Source organism: Rhodoferax sp. BLA1 (genome assembly GCF_013416775.1).
Classification (GTDB): domain Bacteria; phylum Pseudomonadota; class Gammaproteobacteria; order Burkholderiales; family Burkholderiaceae_C; genus Rhodoferax.
The window spans coordinates 882,019-902,318 of sequence record NZ_SZVI01000013.1; the positions used below are offsets into that span (position 1 = coordinate 882,019).

19 protein-coding genes are annotated in these 20,300 nt (G+C 59.7%); 14 read left to right on the forward strand and 5 right to left on the reverse strand.

From position 1 onward, the window contains the following. The first annotated feature begins 2 nt into the window (after positions 1-2). The 8 genes from FDG13_RS19605 to FDG13_RS19640 all read left to right on the forward strand — a co-directional run bounded on the left by FDG13_RS19605 (position 3) and on the right by FDG13_RS19640 (position 8,202). The gene (locus tag FDG13_RS19605) at positions 3-2,000 is read left to right on the forward strand and encodes a bifunctional 3-phosphoshikimate 1-carboxyvinyltransferase/cytidylate kinase (RefSeq protein WP_180132345.1); all 1,998 of its coding nucleotides are present in this window, start codon (positions 3-5) and stop codon (positions 1,998-2,000) included. A gap of 132 nt (positions 2,001-2,132) precedes the next feature. Beyond that, a complete protein-coding gene (gene rpsA / locus FDG13_RS19610) occupies positions 2,133-3,812 on the forward strand; it encodes a 30S ribosomal protein S1 (RefSeq protein ID WP_180132346.1) in 1,680 nt (559 codons plus the stop codon). Between the two features lie 80 nt (positions 3,813-3,892). Then, positions 3,893-4,204, forward strand: a complete 312-nt coding sequence (locus FDG13_RS19615) for an integration host factor subunit beta (RefSeq protein WP_078363952.1) — start codon at positions 3,893-3,895, stop codon at positions 4,202-4,204. Between the two features lie 102 nt (positions 4,205-4,306). After that, on the forward strand, positions 4,307-4,630 hold the full coding sequence (locus FDG13_RS19620) for a lipopolysaccharide assembly LapA domain-containing protein (protein ID WP_180132347.1): 324 nt from the start codon (positions 4,307-4,309) through the stop codon (positions 4,628-4,630). Further along, positions 4,620-5,771 carry a lipopolysaccharide assembly protein LapB gene (lapB, locus tag FDG13_RS19625; RefSeq protein WP_180132348.1) on the forward strand — a complete coding sequence of 384 codons (1,152 nt, stop codon included), beginning with the start codon at positions 4,620-4,622 and terminating at the stop codon, positions 5,769-5,771. The genes FDG13_RS19620 and lapB overlap by 11 nt, the downstream gene beginning before the upstream one ends. Next, positions 5,768-6,700 carry a D-glycero-beta-D-manno-heptose-7-phosphate kinase gene (rfaE1, locus tag FDG13_RS19630; protein ID WP_180132349.1) on the forward strand — a complete coding sequence of 311 codons (933 nt, stop codon included), beginning with the start codon at positions 5,768-5,770 and terminating at the stop codon, positions 6,698-6,700. Before lapB ends, rfaE1 begins: the two co-directional genes overlap by 4 nt. Then, positions 6,697-7,722, forward strand: coding sequence for an ADP-glyceromanno-heptose 6-epimerase (gene rfaD / locus FDG13_RS19635; protein ID WP_180132350.1), 1,026 nt, complete (start codon positions 6,697-6,699; stop codon positions 7,720-7,722). The genes rfaE1 and rfaD overlap by 4 nt, the downstream gene beginning before the upstream one ends. Positions 7,723-7,857: 135 nt before the next feature. After that, positions 7,858-8,202 carry a helix-hairpin-helix domain-containing protein gene (locus FDG13_RS19640; RefSeq protein WP_180132351.1) on the forward strand — a complete coding sequence of 115 codons (345 nt, stop codon included), beginning with the start codon at positions 7,858-7,860 and terminating at the stop codon, positions 8,200-8,202. Between the two features lie 68 nt (positions 8,203-8,270). Here the strand turns inward: FDG13_RS19640 and FDG13_RS19645 are convergent, their stop codons facing one another. Further along, the gene (locus FDG13_RS19645; RefSeq protein WP_180132352.1) at positions 8,271-10,259 is read right to left on the reverse strand and encodes a sigma-54-dependent Fis family transcriptional regulator; all 1,989 of its coding nucleotides are present in this window, start codon (positions 10,257-10,259) and stop codon (positions 8,271-8,273) included. A gap of 313 nt (positions 10,260-10,572) precedes the next feature. On the opposite strand from FDG13_RS19645, the gene adh reads away from it, so the two are divergent. The 4 genes from adh (at position 10,573) to FDG13_RS19665 (ending at position 16,469) form a co-directional block, all read left to right on the forward strand. After that, on the forward strand, positions 10,573-12,093 hold the full coding sequence (gene adh, locus FDG13_RS19650) for an aldehyde dehydrogenase (protein WP_180132353.1): 1,521 nt from the start codon (positions 10,573-10,575) through the stop codon (positions 12,091-12,093). Positions 12,094-12,180: 87 nt separating this feature from the next. Continuing rightward, positions 12,181-12,564, forward strand: a complete 384-nt coding sequence (locus tag FDG13_RS19655; RefSeq protein ID WP_180132354.1) for a DUF779 domain-containing protein — start codon at positions 12,181-12,183, stop codon at positions 12,562-12,564. 154 nt (positions 12,565-12,718) lie between these two features. Next, positions 12,719-15,502 (forward strand): PAS domain S-box protein, encoded by a 2,784-nt coding sequence (locus tag FDG13_RS19660; protein ID WP_180132355.1) that lies wholly within the window; start codon positions 12,719-12,721, stop codon positions 15,500-15,502. Between the two features lie 70 nt (positions 15,503-15,572). After that, positions 15,573-16,469: a patatin-like phospholipase family protein gene (locus tag FDG13_RS19665; RefSeq protein WP_180132356.1), complete on the forward strand. Its 897-nt coding sequence runs from the start codon at positions 15,573-15,575 to the stop codon at positions 16,467-16,469. A 7-nt stretch (positions 16,470-16,476) separates the two neighbouring features. Here FDG13_RS19665 and bfr (FDG13_RS19670) read toward each other — a convergent pair whose 3' ends face one another. The 3 genes from bfr (FDG13_RS19670) to FDG13_RS19680 form a co-directional block, all read right to left on the reverse strand. Further along, positions 16,477-16,944: a bacterioferritin gene (gene bfr, locus FDG13_RS19670; RefSeq protein WP_180132357.1), complete on the reverse strand. Its 468-nt coding sequence runs from the start codon at positions 16,942-16,944 to the stop codon at positions 16,477-16,479. Positions 16,945-16,967: 23 nt separating this feature from the next. Further along, the gene (gene bfr / locus FDG13_RS19675) at positions 16,968-17,435 is read right to left on the reverse strand and encodes a bacterioferritin (protein ID WP_078363964.1); all 468 of its coding nucleotides are present in this window, start codon (positions 17,433-17,435) and stop codon (positions 16,968-16,970) included. A 125-nt stretch (positions 17,436-17,560) separates the two neighbouring features. Further along, positions 17,561-17,788 (reverse strand): bacterioferritin-associated ferredoxin, encoded by a 228-nt coding sequence (locus FDG13_RS19680; RefSeq protein WP_180132358.1) that lies wholly within the window; start codon positions 17,786-17,788, stop codon positions 17,561-17,563. A 255-nt stretch (positions 17,789-18,043) separates the two neighbouring features. Here FDG13_RS19680 and FDG13_RS19685 point away from each other — a divergent pair, with 255 nt between their 5' ends. Both FDG13_RS19685 and FDG13_RS19690 read left to right on the forward strand, forming a co-directional pair. Next, positions 18,044-18,751, forward strand: coding sequence for an AzlC family ABC transporter permease (locus FDG13_RS19685; protein ID WP_180132359.1), 708 nt, complete (start codon positions 18,044-18,046; stop codon positions 18,749-18,751). Further along, the gene (locus FDG13_RS19690; RefSeq protein WP_180132360.1) at positions 18,748-19,077 is read left to right on the forward strand and encodes a branched-chain amino acid transporter permease; all 330 of its coding nucleotides are present in this window, start codon (positions 18,748-18,750) and stop codon (positions 19,075-19,077) included. The genes FDG13_RS19685 and FDG13_RS19690 overlap by 4 nt, the downstream gene beginning before the upstream one ends. Before the next feature lie 110 nt (positions 19,078-19,187). On the opposite strand, the gene FDG13_RS19695 is transcribed toward FDG13_RS19690, so the two are convergent. Continuing rightward, complete coding sequence (locus FDG13_RS19695) at positions 19,188-20,288, reverse strand: two-component system response regulator (RefSeq protein WP_180132361.1); 1,101 nt, start codon at positions 20,286-20,288, stop codon at positions 19,188-19,190. Between the last annotated feature and the right edge of the window lie 12 nt (positions 20,289-20,300).

The following is a 20,300-nucleotide window of genomic DNA, read 5'->3' on the forward strand; positions in this document are numbered from 1 at the left end:
GCATGTTCACCACCGCTTTCCTTGATCTTCCCCCCCTAGAAACCTCCGGTGGCACCATCACCCTGCCCGGCTCCAAAAGCATCTCGAATCGGGTGCTGCTGCTGGCCGCCCTGAGTCAGGGCAGCACCGTGGTGCACGACCTGCTGGACTCCGACGACACCCGCGTCATGCTCGAAGCGCTGCGCCAACTGGGTTGCGGAGTTGAACAAAACCATAGCACTGTCACCATAGAGGGTATGGGCGGAAAGCCCAAAGCAGCACAAGCCCAGCTGTTCATGGGCAATGCCGGCACCGCCATCCGGCCACTCACCGCTGCGCTGGCGGTGATGGGTGGCAGTTATGAATTGCGCGGCGTGGCACGTATGCATGAGCGTCCGATTGGTGATTTGGTGGACGCACTGCGTCAACTGGGTTGCCAGATCGATTACCTGGAGAACCCAGGTTACCCGCCGCTGCGCATCGGTCAGCCCAAACTGGACGTGTCACAGCCGATCCGGGTGCGCGGGGATGTGTCGAGCCAGTTCCTGACTGCGCTACTGATGGCTTTGCCGCTGGTGGCGCAGAAAAACATCACCATCGAGGTGGTGGGTGAGCTGATTTCGCGCCCCTACATCGAGATCACGCTGAACCTGCTGGCGCGTTTTGGCGTGGTCGTGCAGCGTGATGGCTGGCAGCGGTTCACCATCCCGGCCGGCAGCCGGATCGTGTCACCCGGAGAGATTCATGTCGAGGCCGACGCCTCATCTGCTAGCTATTTCATAGCTTTAGGTGCAATTGCAAAAAGGGCTATAGGCCAAAAGTGCATCAAAATTTTGGGTGTCGGCGCTGCCTCCATTCAGGGCGACATCCGTTTTGTCGAAGCAGCACAGTTGATGGGCGCGCAGATCACGAGTGGCCCGAACTGGTTGGAGGTCACACGCGGTGCCTGGCCGCTCAAGGCGATTGACCTGGACTGCAACCACATCCCCGACGCCGCCATGACGCTGGCGGTGATGGCGCTCTACGCCGACGGCCCCAGCACGCTGCGCAACATTGCCAGCTGGCGCGTCAAGGAAACCGACCGCATCGCCGCCATGGCCTGTGAATTGCGCAAGCTCGGCGCCACGGTGGAAGAAGGGGCAGACTTCATCCGTGTGTTGCCGCTGCCGAATCCGACAGACTGGAAGCCCGCCAGCATCCACACCTACGACGACCATCGGGTGGCCATGTGTTTTTCTCTCACGGCCTTCAACCCGGCGGGCTTGCCGGTGCGCATCGAAGACCCGAAATGTGTCGCCAAAACCTTTCCGGATTATTTTGAGGCGCTGTTCTCGCTGGTCCAGACCAGCCGCCAGCACATCCCGGTGATCTGTGTCGATGGTCCCACGGCTTCTGGCAAAGGCACGCTCGCGGCAGCACTGGCCAAACGGCTCGGTTACCACTTTCTGGACTCGGGTGCGATGTACCGCATCACCGCGCTCGCTGCTACCAACGCTGGCCTGCCGATTGACGCAAGCGGCGAGGTCGCCATTGCCCGCCTGGTGCAAGACCTGTCGATCACTTTCACCGCCGGGCAGATCCTGCTGGATGGGGTCGACGTGACCGAGGCGATCCGCTCGGAAACCAATGGCATGAACGCCTCCAAGGTGTCGGCCCTGCCCCAGGTTCGCGCCGCCTTGGTTGACCTGCAACACAGCTTTCACCGTCTACCCGGGCTGGTGGCGGACGGACGCGACATGGGTTCGGTGATCTTTCCGCAGGCCCCACTCAAGGTGTTTCTGACCGCCAGTGCAGCAGAACGTGCACAACGGCGTTTCAAACAGTTGATTTCAAAAGGGATTTCAACTACACTCGACGGTCTTCGCGCTGATTTGGAAGCCAGGGACGAGCGGGACCAAACCCGCAGCGCCTCACCTTTAAAACCCGCACAAGACGCCGTGTTGCTGGACAACTCGGATTTATCGGTTGAAAAATCGGTGGATCTGGTATTGGGCTGGTGGCAAGGCAAACAGCCCTTTTGAACCTTCTCAAGGGCTGTACTCGCAGGGGCTGATCCCCTTGCACCCGGCCCTTATCTGCCTTCTCGCGCTGCACTGCGCACCGCAGGTGAGGTTCACAAAACTTAACCCCGTGGCGTTAATGCCACACAAAAAATGTCTGAATCTTTTGCCGCCCTGTTTGAAGAGTCCTTGACACGCACAGAAATGCGTCCAGGCGAAGTGATCACCGCTGAAGTGGTTCGTATTGAACACAGCTTTGTGGTTGTCAACGCTGGCCTGAAATCTGAAGCCTATGTGCCGTTGGAAGAATTCAAGAACGACCAGGGCGAAACCGAAGTGCAAGTCGGTGACTTTGTCTCCGTGGCGATCGGCTCCATCGAAAACGGCTACGGCGACACCATCCTATCGCGTGACACCGCCAAGCGTTTGGCTTCCTGGATGAGCCTGGAAAAAGCCCTGGAAACTGGCGAATTTGTCACTGGCACCACCAGCGGCAAGGTCAAGGGTGGTCTGACCGTGTTGGTCAACGGCATCCGCGCTTTCTTGCCCGGCTCTCTGGTGGACACCCGTCCGACCAAAGACCTGTCTCCGTACGAAAACAAGACCCTGGAATTCAAGGTCATCAAGCTCGACCGCAAGCGCAACAACGTGGTGCTGAGCCGCCGTGCCGTGGTGGAAGCCTCCATGGGCGAAGAACGCTCCAAGCTGATGAACACGCTGAAAGAAGGCGCGATTGTTCACGGTGTGGTCAAGAACATCACCGAATACGGTGCGTTTGTGGACTTGGGTGGTATCGACGGTCTGTTGCACATCACCGACATGGCCTGGCGCCGTGTCCGTCACCCGTCTGAAGTGGTGACCGCTGGCCAGGAAATCACTGCCAAGATCCTGAAGTTCGACACCGAGAAAAACCGCGTGTCTCTGGGTCTGAAGCAAATGGGCGACGATCCTTGGATGGGCGTGAACCGCCGTTACCCCCAAGGTACCCGCATGTTCGGCAAGATCACCAACATCGCCGATTACGGCGCGTTTGTGGAACTCGAACCCGGCATTGAAGGTTTGGTACACGTGTCCGAAATGGACTGGACCAACAAGAACGTGGCCCCAAGCAAGATCGTTGCTCTGGGTGACGAAGTCGAAGTCATGGTTCTGGAAATCGACGAAGACAAGCGCCGTATCAGCCTGGGCATGAAACAATGCAAGGCCAACCCATGGCAAGAATTCGCTCAAAACACCAAACGCGGCGACCGCGTCAAGGGCCCGATCAAATCCATCACCGACTTCGGCGTGTTCGTCGGTCTGGCTGCTGGTATCGACGGTCTGGTGCATTTGTCCGACCTGTCCTGGAACGAAACCGGCGAAGCCGCTGTGCGCGAGTACAAGAAGGGCCAAGAAGTCGAAGCCCTGGTGTTGGCCGTGGACGTGGACCGCGAACGCATCTCCCTGGGTATCAAACAACTCGATTCCGACCCGTTCACCACCTTCTCGTCGATCAACGACAAGGGTTCTGTGGTTACCGGTAAGGTCAAGACCGTGGATGCCAAGGGCGCTGAAATCGACCTCGGCGAAGACATCCTTGGTTACCTGCGCGCCTCCGAAATCAGCCGTGACCGCGTCGAAGACGCACGCAACGTGCTCAAGGAAGGCGACGAAGTCACCGCTGTGGTGGTCAATGTGGATCGCAAGACCCGCAACATCCAGCTGTCGATCAAGGCAAAGGATGCCGCCGACCAGAACGAAGCCATGGCTACCTTGAGCCAGCAATCGGCACGCGAAAACGCTGGCACCACCAGCCTGGGCGCTTTGTTGCGCGCCAAGCTGGACAACAACTGATCAAGTTGTTGCTCCTCTGAACTGACGACCGGTTGCATCCGTGCACCGGTCGTTTTTTTCTTCGTTTCAGGCCCCATACCATGACCCGTTCCGACCTCGTTGAAGAGCTTGCCGCGCGTTTCAGCCAACTCACCCAGCGTGATGCCGAGTTTGCCGTCAAAGCCATTCTGGATGCAATGAACGACGCACTGGTGCGCGGTCACCGCATCGAGATTCGCGGTTTTGGCAGTTTCTCCGTCAACTACCGTGCACCTCGCATGGGCCGCAACCCGCGCAGCGGTGAAAGCGTGGCCATTCCCGAAAAGCGGGTGCCGCATTTCAAACCCGGCAAAGCCTTACGTGAGGCAGTTGACCAGCGCACGGCAGAATTGACCCAAACCGCCCGCCCATGACGCTGTAGCAGCCCCCATCATGCCTGCGGTCGCAAACCTGACCGTCGGTGATCATGGCCGAAGTTGTTGGCGTTAAAATTTTGAGCCCTTGGGAACACGCCAATGAACAAACTGATCTGGTTGATAAAGTGGATGCTGAAAGCAGCCATTTTTTTTACCCTGTTCGCCTTTGCGCTGAACAACCAGCAAGACACCACGGTGCATTTTTTCTTTGGCAACCAGTGGCAAGCACCCCAGGTTCTGGTGGTGTTGACCGCGTTTGCGGCAGGTGTAGCCGTTGGCGTACTGGGCATGGTGCCCTGGTGGTGGCGGCAAAGACGCCAGTCCAAACAGCCCATCGCAGAAGTGCCGACTTCGCCCAACACACCCGCCGGCTTGACAGCCACACCGCCTGCCAACGCACCTGCCTACGCCGATGGAATTTAGTCTGAGCTGGATTTTGTTGGGCCTGCCGCTGGCCTTTGCACTGGGTTGGTTGGCTTCGCGTTTTGATTTGCGCCAAATTCGTCTGGAAAACCGACAGGCGCCTAAGGCCTACTTCCGGGGGCTGAACTACCTGCTCAATGAACAGCAGGACCAAGCCATTGACGCCTTCATCGAAGCCGTACAAAAAGACCCAGACACCTCAGAATTGCACTTTGCGCTGGGCAACCTGTTTCGCCGTCGTGGTGAATACGAACGTGCGGTCCGCGTGCATGAACACCTGATGTCACGCGGCGACCTGAGCCAGGCCGACCGCCATCGGGCGCAACACGCCCTGGCCCTGGATTTTCTCAAAGCCGGGTTGCTGGACCGTGCCGAAGACGCGCTCAACAAACTCGAAGGCACAGCCTTTGAGACCGAGGCCCGGCTGGCCTTGCTGGCCAACTACGAACGCAGCCGCGACTGGGCACTGGCAGCCCAGGTGGCCCACAAACTCGAGAGCGCCAAACAAGGCAGCTTTCATCAACGGCTGGCGCACTACCTGTGTGAGCAGGCTGCAGACGATCTGGCACAGGGCCGGGTAGACGCAGCACGCATGAAACTGCAGGAGGCTGTGGCCAAAGCCCCGGAGACCGCACGCGCGCGTATGGCCCTGGCACAACTCCAAGCCAAGGCCGGTGATGTGGCCGCTGCGCAGCACACCTTGCTGGAGGCGATGACACATGCACCCACAGCGATTCCTTTGCTGGCGGGCCCGCTGGCAGACATGGCCTTGCGCCTGGGCGATGTTGAACCAGCACTGCAGCGGCTGCAGACACTGTATGAACAGAATGCCTCGCTGGACGTGCTGGAGGCTATTGTCCGGCTGTCTGCCGGTCACACCACCGTCACCGACCGCGACTGGTATGCGCGCCACTTGGCGCAAGAACCCTCGCTGGTGGCGGCAACCCGATGGATTGCTGGCGAAAAATTCGAACATGAGCAATTCCACCCACAGGTGCAACGCGCCCTAGACCACGCCATCAAACCGCTGTTGCGTTACCGCTGCGCCGCCTGTGGTTTTGAAGCCACCCAGCATTTCTGGCAGTGCCCTGGCTGCCAGACCTGGGACAGTTACCCCGCCCGACGGGTAGAAGAACTATGACCACAATATCCAAACAACAATTGAGCCAGGCCCGTGTCCTGGTGGTGGGTGACGTGATGCTGGACCGCTACTGGTACGGTGCGGTAGACCGCATCAGCCCCGAAGCCCCGGTTCCGGTGGTACGTGTGACCCGCGAGGAAGAACGTATTGGCGCAGCTGCAAACGTGGCCTATAACCTGGTCACGCTGGGTGCGCAGTCGTCCCTGCTGACCGTGGTGGGTGACGACGAAGCCAGCCACAAGCTCGAAGCTCTGGTGGCTGGTACCGGCATCCAGGCACATTTTGGACGCGACACCGAACTCAAAACCACGGTCAAATTGCGTGTGATTGGCCGTCAGCAACAGCTGTTGCGCATGGACTTCGAAAACACCCCTCAAACCGAGATCCTGGCCTCCCAAACCGCCGCCTTCATCGGCCTGCTGCCCCAGCAGGATGCGGTACTGTTCTCGGACTACGGCAAAGGGGGGCTCGCCCATGTCAGCGACATGATTGCACGCGCTCGTACTGCGGGCAAGCCGATCCTGATCGACCCCAAGGGCACCGACTATTCGCGCTACCAGGGCGCCACCGTGATCACCCCCAACAAGGCGGAGCTGCAGCAGGTCATCGGCCACTGGCACAACGAAGCCGACTTGACCAGCAAAGCCCAAACTCTGCGTGAACAACTTGGCCTGCAAGCCCTGTTACTCACCCGCAGCGAGGAAGGCATGACCTTGTTCGATGCCCAGGGGCAGATCAGCGTCAGCGCGCAAGCGCTTGAGGTGTTTGATGTCACCGGTGCTGGCGACACCGTGATCGCGACCATGGCGGCAATGGTCGCGGCTGGCATGAGCCTGCGTGACGCATTGCCCTTGGCCAACCGGGCGGGTGGTGTGGTGGTGGGCAAGTTTGGCACCGCCACCGTTTCTTACGAGGAGTTGTTTGTATGACCCGAATCGTCGTCACCGGTGCAGCCGGATTTATTGGTAGCAACATCATCAAGGGGCTCAACGCCCGCGGACTCACCGACATCATCGCGGTGGACGACCTGACACAAGGCGACAAATTCCGCAACATCGCCGACCTGCAGATTGCCGACTATGTGGATGCCGATGTGTTTTACGACAACTACGCGGAAGGCGCCTACGGACAGGTTGAAGCCATTTTTCACGAAGGTGCTTGCAGCGACACCATGGAAAGCAATGGCAAGTACATGATGCAAAACAACTTTGCCACCTCGCTGCAGCTCTATTCAGCCTGTCAGAAACGTGGTGCCCGGCTGCTTTACGCTTCCAGCGCCGCCACCTACGGCGGCTCGGACACCTTCCGTGAAGAGCCCGCCTTTGAGGCACCGCTCAACGTTTATGGTTACTCCAAGCTGCTGTTTGACCAGCGCATGCGCCGCGAATGTGGGCTGCAGTTCGAACGTGCTTTTGCCGGCAAAACCATGCAAGTGGTGGGTTTCCGCTACTTCAATGTCTATGGCCCGCGTGAGCAGCACAAGGGTCGTATGGCCAGCGTGGCATTTCACCAGTTCAACCAGTTTCGCTCTGAGGGTCGGGTCAAGCTGTTTGACGAATACGGTGGTTATGCGGCCGGTGCACAAATGCGCGACTTCGTCTTCATCGACGACGTGGTGGCGGTCAACCTGTGGTTTTTTGACCATCCGGGTATCTCGGGCATTTTTAACCTGGGCACCGGTCGTGCACAACCGTTCAACGATGTGGCCAGCTCGGTGGTCAACAGCCTGCGCGAGTTGGACAACTTGCCCGCCTTGTCGCTGCCAGAGCTGGTGAGCCAGGGCCTGCTGGAGTACATCCCCTTCCCGGACGCGCTGCGTGGCAAATACCAGTGTTACACCCAGGCCGATTTGACGGCTCTGCGAGCTGTGGGTTGTAACCACCAGTTCGCCGATGTGCAAACCGGTGTGGCGAGCTACGTGAAGTCACGAGTGCAAACGGGTCAGAGCTGAGAGTCTCGGTTTTTGACACAAATTTGCGACAGCGTTTTCTGAGGTACGGTTTTACACTGCTTGCGTGAATGCTGTGCCCTCGGGCACCTACCCTGCTTCACCTTGTCTCGTCAACCAAACTCAGGAGGACTCATCATGCTGAAGAAAATTTTGGCCCTGGGGGCCATGTTGTATGCAGCGGCCAGCTTTGCCGCTGTGGATGTCAACAAAGCCACCGCTGCCGAGCTCGACGGCATCAAAGGCATTGGACCGGGCATTTCCACCAAAATCCTAGACGAGCGCAAAAAAGGCAACTTCAAGGATTGGACCGATTTCATGGATCGTGTCCAAGGTGTGGGGGAAGGTAACGCTGCCAAATTTTCAAAAGAGGGTTTGACGGTGAATGGCGAAGCCTTCAAGGCAACAATGCCCACCACCAAAAAAGCCGACGGCAAAAAAGCTGATGCGGCCCAAGCTGGCGCCAGCGCCGCCAAGAAATAGGCATCAACCCTGGCTCACCAACAACCCGCTTCGGCGGGTTATGTTTTGTCTAAAAGACCACGCCACAGTCACGCCCGGATACCCGGCCCTGCCTCTCCGAGTTTTCGGTACAAGGTCTGGCGGCTGATACCGAGTCGCCGCGCCGCCTGGGACACATTGCCTGAACTGGCGTCGAGCGCCTGGTGAATGGCTTGGCGGGACAGTTCTTGCAGGTTGTGCAGCAGGGTGATGTTGCCAGGCTCGGCGGTGCTGGCTTGAAACAACGGTACCGGTGACGCAAAGCCAGCTACCGACCCGTCCGACGCGGGCAGTGGATGCTGCAAATCTTCCAACAAATCGTCGGGCAGGTGGTCCCAACTGATGCAGTCCTCGTGTGCGCCCAGCATGGCGCAGGCAGTGCGCAACGCATTGGCGTACTGGCGCAGGTTGCCGGGCCAGTTGTGCTGGCAAAAACGCGCGAGCACATCAGGCGCCACAAACACCCGACGCTCCGGGCTCAGGTCAGCCAATAAGCGCTCGGTCAACATCACCAAATCGGTACGCTCGCGCAGCGGCGGCAACAGCACCGTCAGCCCATTGATGCGGTAATACAGGTCATTGCGAAAACGCCCGGCAGCGGCTTCTTCACGCAGTTTGTGATGGCTGGCACAAATCAGGGCAAAGTCCACCGCCACCGGCTGACCACCACCCAGCGGGGTCACCTGGCGCTCCTGCAACACCCGCAGCAAACGCGCCTGCAGGCCCAGCGGCATGTCACCAATCTCGTCCAGAAACAGCGTGCCACCCTGGGCCTCACGCAGGCGCCCGACACTGCCCTCGCGCCTTGCGCCGGTGAAGGCACCTGGGGTGTAACCAAACAACTCAGCCTCGATCAGGTTCTCCGGAACCGCAGCACAATTGATAGCAATAAACGCTTTATTCTTCCGGGGTCCACTGTCATGAGAGGCTCTGGCAAAAAGCTCCTTGCCAACCCCGGACTCCCCCTGAATCAGCACCGGTATGGGTTTGTCCAACACCCGGCGTACCTTGTCGGCGGCACTGCGCCAGCGCAGGTCACCGGTGTCCAGGCTGTGCAGGGCATCCCTCAGGGGAGGCGCGCTGGACGCCGGTTGTGGCAGCACCGTGACACAGGTCGGCAGCGTATGTTGCACCAGGACATACAAGCCACTGCCATCGAGCTGGCGCACCTGGGTGGGCTGCCCGGGGCGGCGTTTGTGACGGGACAACAATTCGGCCAACGGAACCTCCAGCCGCTGGTTCAGCTGAACTGCTCCGAGGTCGGCGCGACTGAGTTTCAGCCATGCCATGGCCGCGCGGTTGGCTCCGACCAGCCAACCATCTTCCGACAGCAGCACAATGCCTTCGGCGATGCTGCCAATACCTTCCAGCTGAGTATGGACATGCAAGCGGATGTGGCGCTGGCAGGTGCTGATGATCAGGCGGTTTTCAATCATGCGTGAGGCCATGCCCACCAAACCGAGTGTGTGTGGGTGGCGGCTGCGTTGGTCACCTGAGATGTCCAGCACCCCCATCAGCTCCGCCTGTGCCGACAGAATGGGCACGGCGGTGCAGGTCAGAAACTCGTTGCGTTCCAGAAAGTGCTCGGCACCGTGGATTTCCACCCCGCTGGCCTCCACCAAGGCGGTGCCGATGGCGTTGGTGCCGCGCTGCTGCTCATGCCAGTTGGCCCCACAAGACAAAGCCACACGCTCTGCTCGGCTCAAAAAGTCGGCATGCCCCAGTGTGTGAACCAAGGTGCCGCGCTGGTCCGCCAGGATCACCATGCCTTGGGTGTGGCGCACCTGCTCAAACAGGTGCGCCATCACCGGACGCGAATGCGCGAGTAACTCGTGGTTGGAGGCCATGGTGTGCAGCAGTTCGGCACCGCTGCTGTGCTCAGACTCCGGCACCCGCCCCGCAGGCAGCAAGCCAGCCGCCAGACTGCGCCGCCAGGAGCGCGCCACGCGCTCATCCAGACCACCCGGCGGGCAGTCACCATGTTCCAGCAAATGCAGACGTGCCTGGCGCAATGCCACGGCAGCAGGGGGTGTTCGCACGTTGTCTCCTGGGCGGACTGAAGTCCACTCTCTGGTTGTCGTCAGGGCCATGGTGACCAGGCCCACGCGTTCATGCAGCAGGAAGTGTATTGCATGAGCAGCGCAGACACCCGACCTGTCACCTTGCGGAACACCTGTCACGTTTTGGTACACATCCTGCTCCCTCAGGCACCTCTTGCCAAGACCAAATTCAGAAACATTTTTCAATGAAATCAATCACTTGAAATGGGAACCCTGATCTGGCACGCGACTTGATAGTGCCCAGTTGCCGCAAGGCAATTTCATTCACAAAGACACATAAAGAGGACACAAGATGATTTATGCCGCTCCCGGCTCGGCCGGTGCCAAACACAGCTTCAAAGCACGTTATGACAACTTCATCGGTGGCAAATTTGTCCCGCCGGTTAAAGGCCAGTACTTTGACGTGGCCACCCCCATCACCGGCAAGCCCTACACCCAGGTGGCCCGTTCCGGCGCCGAAGACATTGACCTGGCACTGGACGCCGCCCATGCTGCGGCAGACGCCTGGGGCAAGACCGATGCCGCCACGCGCTCCAACATCCTGCTCAAAATTGCCGACCGTCTGGAAGCCAACTTGGAACTGCTGGCCTACGTCGAGACCGTGGACAACGGCAAACCGATCCGCGAAACCCTCAACGCCGACATCCCGCTGACCATCGACCATTTCCGCTACTTTGCCGGTTGCCTGCGCTCTCAGGAGGGTGGCATCAGCGAGATTGACGAGAACACCATGGCCTACCACATCCACGAGCCGCTCGGTGTGGTGGGCCAGATCATTCCCTGGAACTTCCCGATCCTGATGGCGGCCTGGAAGCTGGCCCCGGCCATTGGTGCGGGCAACTGTGTGGTGCTCAAACCGGCCGAGTCCACCCCGGTCAGCATCCTGGTGCTGGCCGAGCTGATTGCCGACATTCTTCCTCCGGGTGTGCTCAACATCGTCAACGGTTACGGTCGTGAAGCGGGCATGCCGCTGGCCAACAGCAAGCGCATTGCCAAAATTGCCTTCACCGGCTCCACCACCACGGGCCGGGTGATTGCCCAGGCGGCCGCCAACAACCTGATCCCAGCCACGCTGGAGCTGGGTGGCAAGTCGCCCAACATCTTTTTTGCCGACGTGATGGACCAGGATGACAGTTTTCTCGACAAAGCGATTGAAGGGCTGGTGTTGTTCGCCTTCAACCAGGGTGAAGTGTGCACCTGCCCGTCACGCGCGCTGATTCAGGAGTCGATCTACGACAAGTTCATGGAAAAGGCCTTGAAACGCGTCGCCGCCATCAAACAAGGCAGCCCGCTCGACACCGAGACCATGATGGGGGCACAAGCCTCGCAGATCCAGATGGACAAGATCGAGTCCTACCTCAAGCTTGGCAAGGAAGAAGGCGCACAGGTGCTGATTGGTGGAGAACGTGCCCAGATGGAGGGTGAGTTGGCCGGTGGTTATTACATCCAGCCCACGCTCTTCAAAGGCCACAACAAGATGCGCATCTTCCAGGAAGAAATCTTTGGCCCGGTGCTGGCGGTGACCACCTTCAAGGACGAGGCCGAAGCCCTGGCCATTGCCAACGACACCTTGTACGGCCTGGGTGCCGGTGTCTGGAGCCGCAACGGCAACGTGGCCTACCGCATGGGCCGCGCCATCAAGGCCGGACGGGTGTGGACCAATTGTTACCACGCCTACCCGGCGCACGCTGCCTTTGGGGGGTACAAGGAATCGGGCATTGGCCGTGAGACCCACAAGGTCATGCTGGACCATTACCAGCAGACCAAGAACCTGCTCGTAAGCTACAGCGAGAAAAAGCTGGGCTTCTTTTAAAGCCGCACCGCTTGCTGCAAAACAGACAGGAGGTGGGCAACCGCCCCTGTCTGTTGGCAAAGATCACAACCACCACGAGGAGTTGTTTTGGTCAACAAAGTCATCGCCACACCGGCCGCGCTCGAACTCATTGCTTTTCTGAAAGCCAAACACGGCCCAGCACTGATGTTCCACCAATCGGGTGGCTGTTGTGACAACAGCGCCGCCAATTGTTTCCTGCCTGGAGAAATCACCATGGGCACCGGTGATGTGTACCTAGGCGACATCGGCGGCTGCCCGTTCTACATGGGCAAAGCGCAGTACAGCTACTGGCAACACACCCAGCTCATCATCGACGTGCTCGAAGGTCAAAGCGACAACTTTTCTCTCGAAAGCCCAGAGGGCAAGTCCTTCCATACCCGCTCGCGGCTGTTCACACCCGCTGAACTGGCCGAGCTGGGCATCGCAGCGCCTGCTGCACCGCAGCCGTGACACGGCGGCCCAGCGTGTCGGCCCCACAACACTTCACTATCCATAGCAATATGCCCTTTCAAAATAAGGGCTTGAGGCATAAAACACACAAAACCGTGCAAACGTCACGGCTGCGTGGTTGTACCAAGTCGCATGCTGGCGTTAGCATGCCTTCATGCAACTCAACTTTTTGGCCAAACACTCCATCAAGACACGGGTCACCTTGTCGACCATGGCCATTTTTCTGGCCAGTTTGTGGAGCTTGTCTTTTTATGCCAGCGTTGAATTAAAAAGCGACTTGCAGGCAGGGCTCAGTGCCCAGCAATTTGCCACCGTGACCCTGCTGTCCAAACAGCTCGATGAACAGCTGTCCGAGCGACAGGCGTGGCTGCAAATGCTGGCCAACGACATCGACGACAAGCTGCTGTTGGACCCGCCCAAATTGCAAAGCAGCCTGAACCAGCGTGCTTTGTTGCCCAACAAGTTCAACGAGGGTGTGCTGGTGCTCAACCGCCAAGGCGGGGTGCTGGCTGACAGCGCCGGTGGCATTCAACGAGACAGGCTGGCGCCGCTGGACCTGGCCTCGGTGCACACCGCCCTCAACGAAGGGCGCAGCAGCATCGGGCGGGTGTCTGTGGCGGCGTTTGCCGGCACCCCCACGCTCGACATGGCCGCACCGCTGCGGGATGCCAGTGGCCGCGTGGTGGGTGCGGTGCTTGGGCTCACCAACCTGCGCAAGCCCAACCCGCTGGCGGCCATCACCGCCAACCGCTATGGCCACACCGGTGGTTATTTGCTGGTCGACCCGCTCCAACGCCGGGTGATTGCCGCCACCAATACCACGCGCCTGATGGAGCAACTGCCTGCAGCCGGTGTCAACCCGGCGCTGGACCGTTTCCTGGACGGTTACCAGGGCTCGCTGGTGCTGACCAACCCAAGGGGTGAGGAAGTGCTCGCCTCGGACAAAAGTGTGGTCAGTACCGGCTGGATTTTCTCGGCGGTGCTGCCCACCACCGAGGCTTTTGCCCCGATCCAGGCGATGCAGCAACGCATGCTGATAGCCACCCTGCTGCTCACCCTGTTGGCCGGTGGTCTGACCTGGTGGCGCGTGCGGCACCAGCTGGCACCGGTGCTCGACACCATCCGAGCGCTGGGTCGGCACCCGCCCCATAAAAATGCGCCTGTCAGCCTGCCAGTGAATGCGCCCGGAGAAATCGGTGAACTGATCCAGGCCTTCAACACCTTGCTGGCCACCCTGGCGCAGCGCAACCAGAAGTTGCTGGCCCAACAAGACATGTTGTCGCGTACCGAGGCCTTGGCCCACCTGGGCAGCTGGTCGTGGGATGTTGACAGCAACACCGTCACCTGGTCAGACGAGTTGTTCCAGTTCTTCCGTCTGGACCCGGCAGCCGGTGCACCCACGCTGCGCCAGCTGGCCAGGCTGTTCATCCCGCAAGACGCCAAACGGCTTGAGGAAGCGGTACAGCGGGCGCTTCATTACGCCATTCCTTTTGAACTGGAGTTGCACACCCTGCGCCGCGATGGCTCACAACGCTATTACCTGGCGCGCGGTGAGGTGCAGCGTGACGACCAGCTGGTGGTGCGACAACTGGTGGGTTCACTGCAGGATGTGACCGAGCAGCGCCAGATCCAGGAGACCCTGCAACACAGTTATGGCGCACTGCAGGCGGTGTTACAAACCACGCTGGACGGGTTTGTGCGGGCCGACAAACAAGGGCGGCTGTTGCAGGTCAACCCGGCCTATTGCGCCATGTCGGGCTACTCGCAGGACGAGTTGCTGCGGATGTCCATCCTCGACCTGGAGGTCAGCGAGCGGCCAGAGGAGATTGCCGCGCGGGTGCTGCACCTGTACCAGACCGGTCGCGACCAGTTCGAAACACGCCACCGGCGCAAGGACGGCACGCTGTGGGATGTGGAGGTCAGCCTCACCACCCACGCCGATGGTGGCGGTGACATGTTTGCCTTTGTGCGTGACATCACCGATCGCAAACGCGCGCAGCTGCAGCTGGAGATGTCGGCCAGTGTTTTCAGCCATGCCCAAGAAGGCATCAGCATCACCGATGTCCACGGCCACATCCTGAACGTCAACGACACCTTTTGCCAGATCACCGGTTACTCACGCGCCGAAGTCATTGGCAAACACACGCGGCTGCTCAAGTCCGAGCGCCAGGACAGCACGTTTTACCAAACCATGTGGAAGGCCCTGCTGATCAATGGTCACTGGAGCGGCGAGATCTGGAACCGGCGCAAAAATGGCGAAATCTACCCCGAGCTGCTGACCATCAGCGCGGTGCGCGATGAGCGCGGTGTGACGCGCCAGTATGTGGCCCTGTTCTCCGACATCTCGGCGCGCAAAGCCAACGAAGACCGGGTGCGGCAACTGGCTTTTTTTGATGCCCTGACCGAGCTGCCGAATCGCCGCCTGCTGACCGACCGCCTGAGCCAGATCCTGCTGGCTAACAAACGCAGCGGCCACTTTGGCGCGGTGCTGTTCATGGACCTGGACAACTTCAAGCCGCTCAACGACACACACGGCCACGCGGTGGGCGACTTGCTGCTGATCGAAGTGGCACGGCGCCTCAAAGCCAGTGTGCGCGAGGTCGACACCGTGGCGCGCCTGGGGGGTGACGAGTTTGTGGTGCTGCTCAGCGAACTTGACCTCACGCTGGAAACCTCGCAGACGCAGGCCATGGCCATCGCCGATAAAATCCGCCGGTCCATTGCCGAGGTGTATCGGCTCACCCGCAACAGCCACACGGGCTCGGCCAGCCAAGCGGTCGAGCACCATTGCACCGCCAGCATCGGTGTGGCCGTGTTTGACCCCAGCCAGACCGACCAGGAAAACATCTTGCACCACGCTGATGAAGCCATGTACCGTGCCAAGGAAACCGGGCGCAACCAGGTGCTGCTGTACACCACCTTGCCAGCCAACACCTGAAACTATTGAATGTATAGCTACCAGCCCTTATTGAATAAGGGCTAGAGCACTGAATTTCCCTTATTTATTTATGTACCGCCGCTCCCTCCTCCTGTCTGCCGCTGGCCTGCTGGCCGCTTGCAGCACCTCTGCCCCCCCACCCCCTGCCCCGCTGGCCCCACCCGGCCCACCACGCCAGCCACGTATTGGCATCGCCCTGGGCGGTGGTGGCACCAAGGGCTTTGCGCATGTGGGTGTGATCAAAGCCTTGGAGGCGCAGGGCCTGCGGCCCGAATTGATCGCGGGCACCAGCGCTGGCAGCGTGGTTGGCGCCCTGTACGCCAGCGGGCTCGACGGTTTTGCGCTGCAGGAACTGGCGTTTGGGCTGGACGAGAGCAAGGTCAAAGACTTCAACCTACGCAGCCCCTGGGAAGGCCTGGTGATTGGCCAGAAACTGCAGGACTATGTCAACCAGTTGGTCAAAAACCGGCCCATCGACCAGTTGTCCAAACCCTTTGTGGCGGTGGCCACGCAGGGGGATACCGGCCAGCGGGTCGACTTTGCGCGTGGCAACACCGGGCAGGCGGTGCGCGCCTCCAGCAGCTTTCCGGTGTTTTTTAAACCGACCCAAATCCTCGGAAAAACCTATGTGGACGGTTGCCTGGTGAGTCCGGTGCCGGTGGATGCCGCACGCAAGATGGGCGCCGACATCGTGATCGGGGTGGACATCTCTGCCCAGCTGGAGCGGCGTCTGGTGTTTGACGGCCTGAGCAATGTGATTGACCAGTCCCTGGTCATCATGATCAGGCGCCTGGGTGAACAGGAACTGGCTCGCGCCGATGTGGTGATCCGGCCCAAGGTCGGCAAACTGGGTGTCACCGACTTTGACCAGAAGGACAAAGCCATTCTGGAAGGTGAAAAAGCCGTGGCGCTGGCGCTGGCCGACGTTCGCCTGGCCATTCAGAAGTGGCAGCTCAGCCACCCCTGAACTTGTTTTAACTCGTCAGGCTCTGCAGGTAGTTGGGCAGGCCCATGCTCTGGATCAGCTCCTGCTGGGTCTCCAGCCAGTCCAGGTGTTCCTCGTTTTCTTCCTTGAGGTGCTCGAGCAGATCACGCGAAACATAGTCCTGCTCGCGCTCACAGGTCGCAATCGCATCCACCAGAACGCTGTGTTTGCGCTGCTCCAGCTGCAAGTCACAGCTGATGATTTCCGGCACATCTTCACCGATCAGGAGCTTGCCAAGTTCCTGCAGATTGGGCAGCCCTTCGAGCAGAAAGATGCGCTGGATCAGCCGGTCCGAGTGTTTCATCTCGTCAATCGACTGGTGGTAGATCTTGCTGTCGAGCTTCTCATACCCTTGGTTCTTGGCCATACGGGCGTGCAGAAAATACTGGTTGATGGCAGTCAACGACTCACGCAAGGCGCTATTGAGCACCATCAAAACGGGCGCAGAGATCTTCATGGTGGTGGCTCCTAAAAGGTGTGTCAGCTGGCTTGGCTTTGCAGGTAATTGGGCAGGCCAATCTGTTGAATCAGGAACAGCTGCTGCTCCAGCCAATGGGCATGGTCTTCTTCGGTGTCCTTGAGTTGCGCCACCAGGATGTTGCGCGACACATAGTCCTGCTCGGTCTCGCACAGGGCCACACCCTTCTTAAGGTCAGCGCGCACCTTGAACTCCACCGCCAGATCGTTCTCGAGCATGGACACCACACTGCTGCCGATGTTGAGCTGCTCAGGCGTCATGGCAGGTGTGCCACCCAACATCAAAATTCTGGCGATCAGCGCACTGGCATGACCGGTTTCATCGGCCATTTCATGGGCAATACGGTCGTGTAACTTGCCATAACCCCATTCGTGGAACATGCGCGAATGGATGAAATACTGATCACGCGCAGCAAGCTCGCCGGCCAGAAGGAAGTTGAGATAAGAAAGAACTGCTGGACTGCCTTGCATGGTGGGCTCCTGTTGGTTGGGTCCGCGCATTGTAGAAACGCACAGGCTCAAGTCAACAGCGTGGGGGCATCACCCACCGTGGCAGAACTTTCAGGGCATCACAGGGCGCAAGACGATGGCAGATCCTAACCGGCCAAAGCTAGCGAACCCCGGACTGGCTGGCCGTTGTGCTCGATGTGGGCAACCAACTGGTTCGGGCTACATTCCGCGATGATGCTTCTGGCCTTGCACTCACATTTGCCACACTGGGTGGCCACGCCCAACTCCATCTGGAGGTCATCAAAGTCCAGACCCGCGCGCGCACAACGTTCAATCGTTTTGTCATTGACGCGACGGCAAACGCAAATAATCATGACGCTTTTGATCTCCAGTAATGGTAACTATTCCCAGTTGGCAAATGATAACCATTCTTGAAAGGAACAGCAAGCCTGGGGTTGACCATCACCCGGGCGGGGGCTTGTGGCCAGCACCCAAGCTCGCGACATCCCGGGTTTTCGCCCCACCCGATCTATGTTGGAGCGCTCACGCTGACGCACGCTGAACACACATCGCCAACATAGGTATAGGGATAATCCAGATCCCGCCCCCAAGCGCTTACACAGGCTGTCATGCCCCCTGCTTCCCCTGACCTGGTGCCAACACACCCACCCGCCATCTCGGTGCTGAGCCTGTCCATTCCTGTGGCCATGGGTTATGTGCCGCTGGGCATGGTGTTTGGGTTTTTGTTTGTACAAGCCGGTGCCACCTGGTGGCTGGCTGTGGCCGCCAGTGTGCTGGTGTTTGCCGGTGCAGCGCAGTTCATGATGGTGCCGATGCTGGCCCTGGGCTTGCCACTGGCCAGCATTGCCCTGGCCACACTCGTGGTGAATCTGCGCCACATCTTCTACGGCCTGTCCCTGCTGGACAAGCTGCCACAGCAGGCTGTGGCACGCTGGTATTTGGTGTTTGCACTCACCGATGAAACCTATTCGGTGCTAACCACCTTGCCACCGGGCACCAGCACCCGTCAGATGGTCAGTGTGGCGCTGGTCAATCAGGGCTGGTGGGTGCTGGGCACACTGCTGGGGGCGCTGATCGGCACCCAGGCCCAGGTACCCCTGGTCGGACTGGACTTTGCGCTGGCCGCGCTGTTTGCGGTGCTGGCGGTTGAACAATGGCGCAGCGCTCACAACGCCACACCGCTGTGGGTAGCCTTGCTCAGTTATGCCCTGGCGCAGGCGCTGATGCCACAACAGGCCCTGCTGATCGCGATTGCCTTGAGTGTGCTGGCTGGCCTGTTGTTACCCAAGTGGCTGTTGTCCAGGGAGGCAGCATGATTGAGCCGGGTTACGCGCTGGGCGTGATGGCAGCCATGGCGGCCGTCACCTTCGGGCTGCGGGCGCTGCCGTTTCTGGCGGCCAAGTTTTTGCAAAAACACCCGATGGTGCAACAGCTTGGCCGATTCTTGCCGCTGGCCATCATGAGTCTGTTGCTGGTGCACACGCTGGTGGGCAGTGCACGAGACAACCCAGCTGGCCCCTGGGCGGAACTGCTGGCGGTGGCAGTGACCCTGGGCCTGCAATGGTTCAAACGCCAGGCGCTGCTGAGCATTCTGGTGGGTACCGGGCTGTATGTGGCGCTGCGCAACAGCGCGCTCCTGTGATACATCTATTTTGATAGTAACCAGCCCTTGTTATATAAGGGCTACAGGCATTTTTAATGCCTAACAAGGGCAACACCGGCGGCGTGTGGTGGTCTGCTCGCAGGTCGACGTCACGGGTCCACAAACCGCGCTGAAATGGCCTTGAACTCATCCTGCACCGCCACAAACGCATCGACCACGTCGGGGTCAAAGTGGCTGGCCCGGCCCGCCAGAATGATCTCGACCGCCTGGGCATGTGACATGCCCGCCTTGTAGACCCGTCGACTGATCAAGGCGTCATAGACATCGGCCAGCGCCATCAAGCGGGCGCTGATCGGGATGGCATCCCCCACCAAGCCCTGCGGGTAACCGCTGCCATCCCACTTTTCCTGGTGCGACAAGGCGATTTCCTTGGCCGTGCGCAAGAAGTCCACCGTGATACCCAAGGCTTTCTCCGCGTGTTCGATGGCTTCGAACCCCAGCGTGGTGTGGCGTTTCATGATCTCCAGCTCGTGCGGTTCGAAGCCCCCGGGCTTGAGCAGGATGCGATCCGGAATACCGACCTTGCCGATGTCGTGCAGCGGCGCCGACTTGAATAACATGGTGATGTTGGCCTCACTCAGATACCGCTCAAAGCGTGGGTGCTGGCGCAGCTGCAGCGCCAGCGCCTGCACGTAATACTGAGTGCGCCGGATGTGGTTGCCGGTGTCGGTGTCGCGGGTTTCCGCGAGTGAGGCCAGCGCAAGAATGGTCACATCCTGGATCGCCATCACCTCGGCGGTGCGCCGCGCCACCTCCTGCTCCAGATAGGCGCTTTTGTCGCGCAGAAAATCCGACGAGGCCTTGAGTGCCAGATGGGTTTTGACCCGCTCTTGCAAAATGGGCGGGCTGATCGGTTTGGTGATGTAGTCCACCGCGCCCAGCTCAAAACCCTTGCGCTCGTCCTCGATCTCGGCTTTGGCCGTGAGAAAAATCACCCGGATGTCGCGCGCCTTGGGGTCGGCCTTGAGGCGCTGGCAGACCTCGTAGCCATCCATGCCGGGCATCATGATGTCGAGCAGGATCAGGTCGGGCGGCTGTTCGGAGCTTGCAATACGCAGGGCTTTTTCGCCATTGTTGGCGACCCGCACGATGTAGTCGTCGCGCAGCAGGCCACTCACCAGGGACAGGTTGTCGGGTGTGTCGTCCACCACCAGCACGGTGGATTTTCGGGGTGCTTGCGGGATGTCCATAAAGTTAAAACC